Below are 12,367 nucleotides of genomic sequence, written 5' to 3'. Positions count from 1 at the left end.
TTCAGCCGCGCTTGGCGTCGATCGAATACGCGCCTGGGCCCGAGGAGGCAAGCACGAGGAAGCCGCCGGCAATGCCGAGGTTCTTCATGAAATTGATCATCTGCATCTGATCGGCCCAGCCGGTGTGGGCGACCAGCGCGGTGGCGACGGTGAAGATCGCCATTACCCAACCGACGATCCGGGTCTGGAAGCCGACGAGGATGGCCAGGCCGCCAAGCAGTTCGATAAGGCCGACGACAATGGCGGTCACCATCGGCAGCGGCAGGCCAAGGCTGCCGAAATAGCCGGCGGTGCCGGCAATCGCCGTCAGCTTGCCGAAACCGGAAAGCAGGAAGATGACAGAAAGCAGGAGGCGGCCGAGCAGGATCGTGCCCGAGGCGCCGGCGGCGGTTCCGGAACCGGCAAACGAAGCGTTGGTGGACGTGTTGGTGGACATGCGTAACTCTCCAGAAGGGTTTGGCCAAACGGCTTGGGATACCCGCCTAGTTAGCGCAGGCCGACTGTTCACCAAAGACGTCAGATTGGTTACGGATTGTTTACCCAGGTAACGTTTTCGCGATGAACATGGGTGTTGTGATCCAGGCATATCAACACCCCTAGCCCGGATGCGTCATGTCCTCCGGCCGCACCAGCCGCTCATAGTCGGCTTCGCTGACCAGCCCGGTGGCCAGCGCTTCCTCGCGCAGCGTGGTGCCGTTCTTGTGCGCCGCCTTGGCGATCTTGGCGGCGTTGTCGTAGCCGATCGTCGGCGCAAGCGCCGTCACCAGCATCAGCGAACGGTCGAGCGCCGCCTTGATGTTGTCTTCGCGGGCCTCGATGCCGACGACGCAATTGTCGGTGAAGGACGCCGAAGCGTCGGCCAGCAGCTGTACCGATTGCAGGAAACAATAGGCCATCAGCGGATTGTAGACGTTGAGCTCGAAATGGCCCTGACTGCCGGCGAAGCTGATCGCCGCATTGTTGCCGAACACCTGCACGCAAACCTGTGTCATCGCCTCGCATTGTGTCGGATTGACCTTGCCAGGCATGATCGACGAGCCCGGTTCGTTTTCCGGCAGCGACAATTCGCCGAGGCCCGAACGCGGGCCGGAGCCGAGCAGGCGGATGTCGTTGGCGATCTTGAACAGCGCCGCCGCGCAGGCATTGATGGCGCCGTGCGAGAACACCATGGAATCATGGGCGGCCAGCGCCTCGAACTTGTTCGGCGCGGTGACGAAATCGATGCCGGTGATCGCGGCGATGCGCGCCGCCACCTTTTCGGCAAAACCGACCGGAGCGTTGAGACCGGTGCCGACCGCGGTCCCGCCCTGCGCCAATTCCTGCAGGCCGGGCAGGGTCATTTCGATGCGCTTGATCGACGAGGCGACCTGCGCCGCATAGCCGGAGAACTCCTGGCCGAGCGTCAGCGGCGTCGCGTCCTGCGTGTGGGTGCGGCCGATCTTGACGATGTGGGCGAAAGCCCTGGTCTTGGCGTCGAGTGCCGCATGCAAATGTCTCAGCGCCGGCAGCAGGTCGTGAATGATGCGCTCGGCGCAGGCGATGTGCATGGCCGTCGGATAGGTGTCGTTCGACGACTGGCTCATGTTGACGTGGTCATTGGGATGCACCGGCTTCTTCGACCCCATGACGCCGCCCAAAAGCTCGATCGCGCGGTTGGAAATCACCTCATTGGCGTTCATGTTGGACTGCGTGCCTGAGCCGGTTTGCCAGACGACCAGCGGGAAATGGTCGTTCAGCTTGCCGTCGATGACCTCCTGGGAGGCCTCGATAATGGCCTTGCCGATCGCCGGATCGAGCCGCTTCAGCTCCATGTTGGCTTCGGCGGCCGCCCGCTTGACGATGCCCAGCGCCCGCACGATCGAGGCCGGCTGTTTCTCCCAGCCGATCTTGAAATTGGCCAGCGAACGCTGCGCCTGCGCGCCCCAATAGCGGTCGGCGGCGACCTCGATGGGACCGAACGTGTCGGTTTCGGTTCTGGTCTCTGGCGCGCTCACGAAGTCTCTCCGGTTTGCAATTTGCAAACGGCGTATCGCGTTGCACAAACGCCTTCAAGCGGAGATTGCGGGCGAGGGAGATGCAAATCGGTTGAAGCCGCGCCTTTTCCTTCTCCCACAAGGGAGGAGGAAGGGCGCGCTCCTCACCCCGCCGTATACCCGCCGTCGATGGCAAAGATACCGCCGCTGGTCCACGCCGCCTCGTCGCTGGCGAGATAGACCGCGATGCCGGCAAGGTCGCTAGTCCGGCCGATGCGGCCGAGCGGATAGCTGCGCTCGACATAGGCCTTGAGCTCGGCTTGCGCGGCCTCCGGCAGGTTTTCGATCGACCTGCGCCGCATCGCTGTGTCGACCGTGCCGGGCGCGATGGCGTTGACCCTTATGCCGCGCGGCCCAAGCTCGAATGCGAGCGATTTGGTCAGCGAATTGAGCGCGCCCTTCGACAGCGAATAGAGGCTGGACGGCCGCTTCGGGATCATCTTGTGCGCAAAATAGGACGAGATGTTGATCACCGAAGCCGCGCCCGGCGCGAGATGCGGCAACAGCCGTTGCGTGAGGAAGAATACGGCCGTGACGTTGAGCGCGAACGATTGCTGGAACTGGTCCTGGCTGACGGTCTCGAACGGCACCAGGAATGCCACGCCGGCGTTGTTGACGAGGATATCGAGAGGTGGGCCGCGCCTGGCATGCTCGACCACGGCGTCGATGCCGGCGCTGGCCGACAGGTCGGCCGACAGCGTTTCGACATTATTCCCGAGCTGCTCGCGGGCGGCGTCGAGTTTCTTGCCGTCGCGGCCGACGATCAGCACGTCCGCGCCTTCGCGCGAGAAAGCCTCGGCGATTGCCAGCCCGATCCCGTCCGAACCGCCGGTGACCAGTGCCCGTTTGCCGCCTAGTCTCATCCAACACTCCCGCGCATTGTCGTCTTGTCTGGTAAGGAGAGCAGCGCCGTTGCCGATTGTGGTCAAGCCTCCGGCTTATCCTACAATATGAACTTTCGGCTGATGCGCCTGGCTATTCGGCAGCGGCTGCACCGCGCCGAACAGCCAGCCGGGTAGCGACAAAATCCTTGACCTGATGAATGGCCTGTTCACGCGTAACGCTGCCTGGCTGCAGGCCAAGCCTCAACCACAGCCCGTCGATCAGGGCGGTGACGCCGAAAGCGATCTCGTCAGCATCGCGCGCCGGCGCCAGGCCGCGCAGGCCGGACAGCAGGTTGGAGCGCATGCGCGCATGGATGACCTTCTGGATGCGGGCAAGCTTTTCGTCGCGCGGCACCTCCGCGCAAAGCGAAAGCCAAGCGTGGCAGAGGGACGGCTGGAAGAGATGCGGCTCGAAATTGCCTTCGATGATGGCATCTATCCGTTGCATTGGCGTGCGCGCCTGCCTCAACCGCTCGACCACCGCATGACGCAGCACCAGGTTCGATTCGCGCATGGCATGCTCGAAAAGCTCCCGCTTGCTGTTGAAATAGTGCAGCACGATGCCCTTCGACGCGCCGGCCTGTGCCGCCACTTTTTCTATGGTGGCGCCAGCTATGCCTTCGCGCTGAAGCACGGCAAAGGCGGCTTGCCGCAGCTCCTTGCGGCGTATGTCGCTGAGACGCTTGAGTTTCACGGGCCGGGATCCATGCATCGAAAACCGACGTTGACATTTTTGTCCGCCGAGATCAATGATTGACCGTTGGGACAATTTAAAAACCGAATGGTCAACGTCGTTGGTGAAATGAGGAGAACCGAAATGCTGCGTTGCCTTGAAATAGGCGCCTCGCTCTGCGTCCTGCTGGCGATCCAGCCGGCCTTTGCGGCTGAACCCGAGCAATGCAAGGTCGTGCGCATGGCCGAGCCTGGATGGAACGACCTTGCCTTCACTACCGGCGTCACCAGCGTCTTGCTCGATGCGCTCGGCTACAAGCCGGCAAGCTCGCTTCTGGGCATCAACGTCATCTATGAATCCTTGAAGAACAATGATTTGGACGTGTTCCTTGGCTATTGGGATCCGGCGATGATCACCTACTACGAGCCCTATAAGAAGGACGGCTCGGTGGACGATGTGCGCGTCAATCTCGTCGGCGCCAAATACACCTTTGCCGTGCCGACTTACGTCTGGGAGGCCGGCGTCAAGGATTTTGCCGACCTGCAAAAGTTCGCCGACAAGTTCGGCAGGAAGATGTACGGCATCGAGCCGGGCTCGAACCAGCTGATGATGGACGCCATCGCTGATAAGTCGCTCGGCCTCGATGGCTGGCAGGTCGTCGAATCGAGTGAAGCCGGCATGCTTTCCGAGGTCGGCTACGAGATCAAGGAAAAGCGCTTCATCGTCTTCCAGGGCTGGGCGCCGCATCCAATGAACACGATGTACGACTTCAAATATCTGAGCGGCGGCGACAAGTTCTACGGACCGAACTTCGGCGCCGCAACGGTGACGACGCAGGTGCGCAAGGGCTATCTGCAGCAATGCCCGAATGTCGGGCAGTTGCTGAAGAATCTCGCCTTCGACATCGATTTCGAAAATCTCGGCATGGGCTATCTCATCAATGACGGCATGAAGCCGGAGGAAGCCGGCCTGAAGGCGGTCAAGGAGAATCCGGATAGGCTCGGCGCCTGGCTTGCCGGTGTCACCACATTCGATGGCAAGCCCGCGCTCGACGCGGTCAAGCAGCAGCTCGGCCTGTGATATCGGCCGATCAGGCGGGCTGGAACGGCCGCAAGCGCAAGGTCGGTGCTGAAACGGCCTGCGTCGAAATCGCCGGGCAGGAGCCCGCGCTGGTGCTGGTGCACGGCTTCTCCGACACGAGCCGCAGCTTCTCCTTGCTGGCGCCGCATCTCGCCGGGCGCCGGCGTGTCATTCCAGACCTGCGCGGGCATGGCGCCTCGCCGGCCGGGACACGCGGCTTCGCCCCGGCGGATTTCGCGGAAGATGTGGCGAGTTTGATCGAGCGATTGCGGCTCGAGCGGCCGGTTCTGGTCGGGCATTCCCTGGGCAGCATGGTGGCGATCGAGGCAGCCGCGCGCTACCCCGAGATGATCGGTGGCCTGGTGCTGATGGCCGGAACGCTGCGGCCGCAGATCGGTGAGGATCACCCGATGACCATTGGTGTGCGGGCACTTCGAGACCCGATATCGCCGGCCGATCCGTTCTATGAATATTGGCATGCCTGCGAGGCCGAGGTTCCAGCGGACTTCCTGACCATGGCTGCAAAGGAAGCGTCAGCCATGCCGGCGGCACTTTGGTGCGCAATCCTGGAGCAGGTTCGGCGCGTCGATCTGACCGACAAGGCGCGCACGCTGCACCTGCCGGCGCTTGTCATTGCGGGCGGGCGCGACCTGCTCTTCGACGAAACGCACCAACGGCGGCTCCTCGAAGAAATCCCCGCCGCCGCGTTTGTAAGCGCGGTGCGGTGCGGACACAACCCGCACTGGGAGGATCCGGCATTGGTTGCGGCAGCCATCGCCCGGTATTTCAAGGTCTGGAATGAAGCCGACCTCGAAGCGACCGGCAATCTGGGCTGAGAGCAGTCATGAACCTTTCCGAATACGTGGCGTTGGATGCCGTCGCCCTGGCCGGGCATGTTCGCTCGGGTGAACTGTCGGCTGTTGAGGTCGTTGAGGCGGCTATCGAAGCGATCGAAAGCATCAATCCCGCCATCAATGCCGTGACACTGATCGATGCGGACCGGGCGCTTTCCGCGGCGGCAAGCTGCAACCGGCAGGCCGCACTCGCCGGCATTCCCTTCTTGGTCAAGGACACCGGCGTCAATGTACGGGAGTGGCCGACGACGCACTCGTCGCTCTACTTCAAGGATGCCGCGCCGAAGCCCGACAGCGAGATCGTCCGGCGCTGGCGGGCCGCCGGTCTGATCTTGCTGGGAAAGACAAACACGCCTGAATTTGCCAACGACTTCGTCACCGAACCCAGCTTTCGCGGCCCCACCTTGAATCCCTGGGATCCTTCGCTGACGGCGGGCGGCTCAAGCGGCGGAGCTGCCGCCGCGGTGGCAAGCGGCATGGTGCCGGTCGCCCACGGTTCCGACATCGGCGGCTCGATCCGGGTGCCGGCTGCCTGTTGCGGCGTGTTCGGCATGAAGCCGTCGCGCGGGCTCACGCCTGTCGGCCCCTATCGAGGTCAGGTCGGCGCCGGCCTCTACGCCGACAGTGTCCTATCCCGCACCGTTCGGGACAGCGCCGCCATGCTGGACATGACTGCCGGTCCAGAGCAAGGAGCGCCTTACTCCGTGCCGAAATCGGTGCCGTCCTACCTGGACTGGCTGTCTTCCCCCGGCGAGCGTCTGCGCGTCGCGTGCCTGGCGCACCGGCCGGATGGCACGCCGGTCGCGTCCGAGATCGGGGAAAAATTCCAGGAAGCCATGAGCCTCCTCGAGGACATGGGGCACGAGGTCACAGAGGCGCGTTTCCCGCGGGAAGCCAGTGCCGAAGCGGACTGGAGCATCTTCTGGATGTCGGAGGTCGCGCGGCTGGTTGACGAGCGCGCCGATGAGATCGGGCGGATGCCGGGTGCCGGCGAAATCGAAAGCCTGACTCGTCACGCTCTCGACAGTTTTCGGCGATCCTCGGCCGCCGATTATCTCAGGGCGCAGGACCATGTGCACAGCGCTTCGCTGGCGATGGCGATGGCGTTCGATGGGTTCGACCTGATCATGACGCCGACGACGGCCGAGCTTACGCCCCGGCTTGGCGCCATCCATGGCGATGGTGCTCTCTTCGATTACGAGGCTTGGGCGAGCCGGGCCTACGGCTTTGCGCCCTTCACCGAAATCTTCAATGTCACCGGGCAACCGGCCGCCAGCCTGCCGCTTTTTCAGTCGAAGGGCGGCCTGCCGATTGGCATCCAGCTTATTGGCCGCAAGAACGAGGACCACCGGCTGCTTCGCGTTTCCCTTGACCTGGAGCAGGCAACCGCATGGACGGCGCGCTACCAGGCGATCCATGCCAGACACTTTCAGGCATGAACCAGGAGGCTCCGGCGACGTAGGGGGCGTCGACGATGTTGGTTCATACCGAAATTAGGTGCTGCCCGAGCAGCGATCGCGCCGTCGGTAACAGACGCAAAACCTCCGCGGGCCTGGCGAATTCCCCTTGTACGGTCTGCTGAAGCGCCTGCCAGTCCGGGGAGGCGGCCAAGGCCGCTTCATGCCGGGCATACGCTTCGGCGCTTGCGAAACCCGTGATGCTGATGAAGACGTTTTCGCTGGCCCGCACCGGCAGCCGCGGAAAGCTGTTTTCGGCATGTTCGGTGACGAGGGCGGCCAGCGGCTGTGCGCCAAGTGCGGCAAGCACCGGAAGAGCCGCGGACTGGAAATCCCTGGCGAAGCCGGCTTCTAGGCCCGGTCGCAAATGATGAATCTTGATGACAACAATTGTCTGCAAAGCACTGCTTGTGCTTGGTTCTTCGAGATCCGTCTGGATTGCTCGTTGCGATCCCGAGAGATCGAAGCCGGCGCCCGCCCAGGCCGGCCTCAGCAGCAGCACGTCGTCGGAATCGATCATCGTGGCGTTGGCGGCGTCGCGCCAGGCAGCCCAGACCGGCCCGTCATAGAAGGCGGTCAGAGCGTTTTTCCGCGCTTCCATGCCGTCGAAGCCGCGCAGCCAGACGAACATGTCCGGCCGGTCGAGATCGCGGAACTGGCCGATGATGGTCATTCCCGCGGTTTCCTGCCCCTCGATCAGGTGATTGTCGAAGATGCCGATCAGCGTCTCGCGCCGGCCGGGTTTCAGCGTGTATTGCCTGAGTTCGACGACGGGCGAGGCGAGCAGATCGGGATTAGGTATGGCGTTCAAAGGCAGGTTCATCGTGCGAGCTCCAAAACAGGACAGTCATCCTGTTTTGCAAAACAGACCGGTTGTCCTGTTTTGTCAATCTGCTATCGTGTGAAGATGTCAGCAGAGATATCCGCTCGCCCAAGGTCGCGGGCTCAAAAACGCACCAACGACCCCGAAGGCATGCGCAAGAAAGTGCTCGACGTCGCCGAGGAGGCGTTTCAGGCACGCGGCTATCATGCGTCCAGCATGGGCGACCTGATGGCGACGGCGGGCGTCACCGGTGGTGCGCTGCACCACCATTTCGCGACCAAGAAGGCGCTGGCGCTTGCAGTGATCGAGGAGCGGGTCGCCGCCGCGGTCGAAGAGACATGGATCGCACCGGTGCGGATGGCTCCCTCAGCGCGCGAGGGCGTGCGCTCCGTGTTCGCGGCCGTCGCGGCGGAGCTGGAGCGGCAAGGTTTCGTGCGCGGCTGCCCGCTCAACAACCTGGCGCATGAACTGTCGCTTGCCGATCCGGATTTCCGCATTGCCCTTGCCGGCATTTTTTCGGCCTGGCGCCAGGCGATCGCCGACAAGGTCAGCGCCGATCGGCAGGCGGGACGGGAGCTTGGCACCGATCCGCAGCGCTTCGCAGCGCTCGCCGTCGCCAGCTATTCGGGCGCCATGTCGATGGCCAAGACCGCACAGGACGCAAGCGTGCTGCGCGACTGCCTGATGGCGTTGGAGCAGGGAGTTATGTCGTCCAAAACGGGAACGAGGCGACGTAGCAGGATACTGCACAGAGCCCTTTGACGCCGGCAGGACAGTCGCTCACTATGACCGAGGCGGGGAGGCCGAGCTCTTAATTCGGCAGTGGCTTGATCAGCTCGTAGCCGACCACGCTTTCGGCACTGGTGCCCTCGTCATAGCGCCTGGCCACAACTGCCTGCAGATCGGGTGCGTAAAGCGCGGTGAACTCGTCCCGCGTCTCGCCGGCCTCGCTCCTGATCGTCTGCTTGACCGCAAGCACGGCGTATTTGCAATCACCCAGGCTGAACGTCTCCTTGCCCTTGACGTTGATCTCCAGCGTCTCGGTGCCCTTCGGCGGCTTGTTCGGTGCAAGACGGGCAAACACGATCTTGCTCTTGGCCCCCGCCTTCAGTGGGAACACCTTCCTGAGATCGGAAAACGGGATCATCGCCATCTGCCCTGTGCTGCTGTCGCGAAACACTTCGATCAGCCCGCCGAACAGGTACTGCGACTGCGGCGATTGCGACTGGTATTTGTTGGCAACCGCCACCATTCCGCCCGCCGCCGGACGAAATTCGCTGTGGGTGCCAGGCCTTTCGAGAACGAAGCCGGCCTTGGCCGATTTGGCGTCGATGCACGCGGAGGCGTGCGCTGCGCTCGTCATCGCCAGAATCGCCATTGTCATGCCGATGGATGCAGTTTTCATGGCGTCCTCCTCTGCCCGCGCAAGTTGAATGCCGAAAGCAATGCCAGACCTGGGAGAACGTGTCGACACACTTTGCGAGCAACTGGACTGCCGGTTCGCGTCGTGCTGAATTTTAGCGCATGATGCATCGTATTTCCGCCCGACCGGTCTCCCGGCGCAGTTTCCTGATGAAGGCAGCGGCCGTTGCCGCGGCCGGCGCCGTTTCGCGCCCGGCCTTCGGCCAGACCGGGCAGCGCATTCCGCCGATCGACGCCACCTTCCTGTTTATCGCTGATGTCCATGCCTGCCGCATGGCGAACGGATTGAGCCCGCACTGCGAGCAGGAGGGCAAGACCGACGCCGCCCTGCTGCGCAATGTCGCCGCGCTCAACGGCGTCGGTGACAGGCAATGGCCAGCTGAAATCAACGGCGTCGCCACCGGTCTGCATTCGACGGGCAATATCGGCACGCCGCTCGGCCTCGTCGTTGGCGGCGACATCACCGATGATGGTGGCGGCCAGATCACCCAGCCCAGCGAAGGCACGCAGCTGCTCCAGTTCAGCCAGCGCTACCAGCAGGGCGTTGGCCCCGACCGCGTGCACATGCCGGTCTATGTCGGCCTCGGCAATCACGACCTCGACCAGAACGGCCCGCGCTCGCATGTCGACTGGTACCGCCGCGAAATGCGCGACTACGTCGAGGTCAATCACCGCCCCGGCGTTTTCTTCAAGCCGCCCGCGCCGGCGACCAACTACGATCTCGAGACCGATTGCTATTCATGGGATTGGGGCGGTCTACATCTTGTCCAGACGCACCGTTTTGCGGGCGATACCGGCCATGGCGCAGTCAGCAGCCTGCCATGGCTGAAGCAGGACCTGGCGACCTATGCCGGCGACGGCCGCCCGGTCATCCTGTTCCAGCATTATGGCTGGGATACTTTTTCGATCGAAAGATGGGACGCCGCCGAGAAAACCTTCGACGACAACGGCAAGGGTCCGCCGCATTGGTGGAGCGAAGCCGACAGGCAGGCGCTGCTGGCCGTGCTGAAGGGCTACAACGTCGTCGGCATCTTCCATGGCCACCAGCACGCGACGCCGATGATCTATCACCGTGACGGGCTCGATTTGTTCAAGCCGAAGGCTGCCTTCATGGGCGGCTTTGCGTTGGCGCGGGTGACCGGCAGCAGCATGGATGTGGTTCTGGGCGAAGCCGCCGGAGATCATGGCGAGGTCGCCTTCACCAATGCGTACAGCAAAAGTCTGACTTTCTGACGGGCAGGAGAGGCCCAAAAAAGGCGGCCGAGCCGCCTTTTTCTGGTTTGCGAAGCGTCGGCGTCAAAGCGCCTTCTTCACCTTGTGCTTCACGTCGCCGTAAGCCTTCTGCATCTTGCCGGTCGCCTTGTCGACGTCGCCTTCGGCCTCGGTGCGCCTGTTGCCGGTGGCCTTGCCGGCGGTCTGCTTGACCGAGCCCTTGGCTTGCTTGGCAACGCCGGCAACCTGATCCTTGTTCACCATCTCGCATCTCCTGATCCGTTCGCCTGGAGAAACGGTCCCGGATCGCTTAGGTTCCGGGTTCTGCCCGTCGATTGGCATAGCTTCCGGTCGCGAAGCCGACAGGATAGGGTACACCAGGACGCCGAACAGACAGGGGCCGGAGGGACAATGGCTGAATTCACGCTCTTCATCGGCAACAAGTGTTTTTCGTCGTGGTCACTGAGGCCGTGGCTGGCGATGAAGCATCTGGAGATCCCGTTCGAGGAAGGTCTTGTGCGCCTGCGCACGCCCGAGACCGCGGCCAATCTGGCCAGGATATCGCCGACCGGCCAGGTGCCGGTGCTGAACCATCGGCTGCCGAATGGCGAGGTCCGGATCGTCTGGGAAACCCTTGCCATCCTTGAATACCTCGCCGAGTTGTTTCCCGGGAAAAAGCTCTGGCCGGCCGACATCGGCGCCCGCGCGCTGGCCCGCTCGGCGGCGACAGAGATGCATTCCGGCTTTCGCGAGGTCCGCTATGGCTGGCCGATGAATTTGCGCCGGCCAAAAGGCCACAAGCCGCTCGACGCCGAAGGTGAGGCACAAGGGGCGCGCATCGAGGAGCTATGGCGCGAATGCCGCGAAAAATACGGCAAAGGCGGCCCGTTCCTGTTTGGCCATTTCACCGCGGCCGACGCCATGTACGCGCCGGTCGTCACCCGGTTCGACACCTATGGCGGCACGCTGGCAACCGATACCCGCGCCTATGTCGACGCCGTGCTTTCGATGCCGGCGATGCGCCAGTGGTATGCCGAGGCGGCGAAAGAGCCTTGGCCGGAGCCCGGCCCAGACGAATAGAGCCGAGCAACCCGCAAGCTGGTCTTCCACTTCGCCGCCCGCGGCCTATCTGAAGATCCGGCTGGGGCCTCGGAGACTTCACAATGATATCTGTTCCTTCCGCATTGGCCGGCAAGCTCGCGCTCGTTACCGGCGCATCGTCGGGCATTGGCGAGGCGACGGCTGCGGCTTTGGCCGCCGCCGGGGCCAAGGTGGCGATTGCCGCACGCCGCGCCGATCGCCTCGAAGCGCTGGCCGCGCGTATCGAAATGGCCGGCGGCGCGGCGCTCCGCATCGAGGCCGACGTCACCAGCAACGATGATGTCACCGACATGGTCGACAAGGTTGTCGCCGAATGGGGCCGCCTCGACATCCTCGTCAACAATGCCGGGGTGATGCTTCTGTCGCCCGCCGCCGAAGCGGTGCTCGACGACTGGCGCCGCATGGTCGAGCTCAACCTGCTGGCGCTGATGGGGGTCACCAAGGCGGCGCTGCCGCATCTCAGGGCCGCCAAGGGTCACATCGTCAACGTCTCGTCGGTCGCGGGCCGTGTCGCGAATCCGGGGGCCAGCGGCTATGCAGCAACCAAGTTCGGTGTCGTCGGCTTTTCCGAATCGCTGCGTCGCGAAGTCTACGCCGACAAGGTTCGCGTCACCGTCATCGAGCCCGGCCTGGTGCGCACCGAGCTCGGCGACCACATCACCAATCCGGCGTTCAAGGCTGATCTGGACAAGCGGCTTGCCGCAATGGAGGCGCTGACCGCCGAGGACATTGCCGCGGCCATTCTCTACGCCGTGAGCCAGCCGCCACACGTCAACGTCAACGAGATCGTCATCCGCCCGACCGACCAGGAACGATGAACGGCGTCGG

The 12,367-nt window shown here is 63.4% G+C and carries 14 protein-coding genes; 7 read left to right on the top strand and 7 right to left on the bottom strand.

The features are described from left to right. Position 1: 1 nt before the first annotated feature. From NKI79_RS15865 to betI, 4 genes are all read right to left on the bottom strand, one after another. On the bottom strand, positions 2 to 436 hold the full coding sequence (locus NKI79_RS15865) for a DoxX family protein (protein WP_352479295.1): 435 nt from the start codon (positions 434 to 436) through the stop codon (positions 2 to 4). Between the two features lie 160 nt (positions 437 to 596). Next, entirely contained in the window at positions 597 to 1,994 is a 1,398-nt protein-coding gene (fumC, locus tag NKI79_RS15860) for a class II fumarate hydratase (protein ID WP_352802595.1), read from the bottom strand. Between the two features lie 143 nt (positions 1,995 to 2,137). After that, positions 2,138 to 2,896 carry an SDR family NAD(P)-dependent oxidoreductase gene (locus NKI79_RS15855; protein ID WP_352802592.1) on the bottom strand — a complete coding sequence of 253 codons (759 nt, stop codon included), beginning with the start codon at positions 2,894 to 2,896 and terminating at the stop codon, positions 2,138 to 2,140. 112 nt (positions 2,897 to 3,008) lie between these two features. Continuing rightward, positions 3,009 to 3,611 carry a choline-binding transcriptional repressor BetI gene (gene betI / locus NKI79_RS15850; protein ID WP_352479299.1) on the bottom strand — a complete coding sequence of 201 codons (603 nt, stop codon included), beginning with the start codon at positions 3,609 to 3,611 and terminating at the stop codon, positions 3,009 to 3,011. Positions 3,612 to 3,734: 123 nt separating this feature from the next. Between betI and choX the strand changes: the two genes are divergently transcribed. The 3 genes from choX to NKI79_RS15835 are packed head-to-tail and all read left to right on the top strand — an operon-like array spanning position 3,735 to position 6,963. Beyond that, on the top strand, positions 3,735 to 4,670 hold the full coding sequence (gene choX, locus NKI79_RS15845) for a choline ABC transporter substrate-binding protein (protein ID WP_352802589.1): 936 nt from the start codon (positions 3,735 to 3,737) through the stop codon (positions 4,668 to 4,670). Next, complete coding sequence (locus NKI79_RS15840; protein WP_254820641.1) at positions 4,667 to 5,506, top strand: alpha/beta fold hydrolase; 840 nt, start codon at positions 4,667 to 4,669, stop codon at positions 5,504 to 5,506. The genes choX and NKI79_RS15840 overlap by 4 nt, the downstream gene beginning before the upstream one ends. 8 nt (positions 5,507 to 5,514) lie before the next feature. Further along, positions 5,515 to 6,963, top strand: a complete 1,449-nt coding sequence (locus NKI79_RS15835) for an amidase (RefSeq protein ID WP_352802587.1) — start codon at positions 5,515 to 5,517, stop codon at positions 6,961 to 6,963. A gap of 43 nt (positions 6,964 to 7,006) precedes the next feature. Here the strand turns inward: NKI79_RS15835 and NKI79_RS15830 are convergent, their stop codons facing one another. Further along, complete coding sequence (locus tag NKI79_RS15830; protein WP_352802586.1) at positions 7,007 to 7,804, bottom strand: NIPSNAP family protein; 798 nt, start codon at positions 7,802 to 7,804, stop codon at positions 7,007 to 7,009. A 150-nt stretch (positions 7,805 to 7,954) separates the two neighbouring features. On the opposite strand from NKI79_RS15830, the gene NKI79_RS15825 reads away from it, so the two are divergent. Then, positions 7,955 to 8,566, top strand: coding sequence for an LmrA/YxaF family transcription factor (locus NKI79_RS15825; protein ID WP_352479304.1), 612 nt, complete (start codon positions 7,955 to 7,957; stop codon positions 8,564 to 8,566). A gap of 49 nt (positions 8,567 to 8,615) precedes the next feature. Here NKI79_RS15825 and NKI79_RS15820 read toward each other — a convergent pair whose 3' ends face one another. Continuing rightward, positions 8,616 to 9,209, bottom strand: coding sequence for a hypothetical protein (locus NKI79_RS15820; protein ID WP_352802584.1), 594 nt, complete (start codon positions 9,207 to 9,209; stop codon positions 8,616 to 8,618). Positions 9,210 to 9,328: 119 nt separating this feature from the next. Here NKI79_RS15820 and NKI79_RS15815 point away from each other — a divergent pair, with 119 nt between their 5' ends. Next, on the top strand, positions 9,329 to 10,459 hold the full coding sequence (locus tag NKI79_RS15815) for a metallophosphoesterase (RefSeq protein ID WP_352479306.1): 1,131 nt from the start codon (positions 9,329 to 9,331) through the stop codon (positions 10,457 to 10,459). A gap of 63 nt (positions 10,460 to 10,522) precedes the next feature. Here the strand turns inward: NKI79_RS15815 and NKI79_RS15810 are convergent, their stop codons facing one another. Beyond that, positions 10,523 to 10,702, bottom strand: a complete 180-nt coding sequence (locus NKI79_RS15810) for a CsbD family protein (protein WP_352479307.1) — start codon at positions 10,700 to 10,702, stop codon at positions 10,523 to 10,525. 147 nt (positions 10,703 to 10,849) lie between these two features. On the opposite strand from NKI79_RS15810, the gene NKI79_RS15805 reads away from it, so the two are divergent. Then, on the top strand, positions 10,850 to 11,518 hold the full coding sequence (locus NKI79_RS15805) for a glutathione S-transferase family protein (protein ID WP_352479308.1): 669 nt from the start codon (positions 10,850 to 10,852) through the stop codon (positions 11,516 to 11,518). Between the two features lie 83 nt (positions 11,519 to 11,601). Continuing rightward, positions 11,602 to 12,357 carry an SDR family NAD(P)-dependent oxidoreductase gene (locus NKI79_RS15800; RefSeq protein ID WP_352802578.1) on the top strand — a complete coding sequence of 252 codons (756 nt, stop codon included), beginning with the start codon at positions 11,602 to 11,604 and terminating at the stop codon, positions 12,355 to 12,357. The last annotated feature ends 10 nt before the right edge of the window (positions 12,358 to 12,367 follow it).

Source organism: Mesorhizobium sp. M0340 (genome assembly GCF_040321535.1).
Classification (GTDB): domain Bacteria; phylum Pseudomonadota; class Alphaproteobacteria; order Rhizobiales; family Rhizobiaceae; genus Mesorhizobium.
Note: the sequence above shows the minus strand (reverse complement) of the source record. Positions and strands in the feature narration are given on the sequence as shown.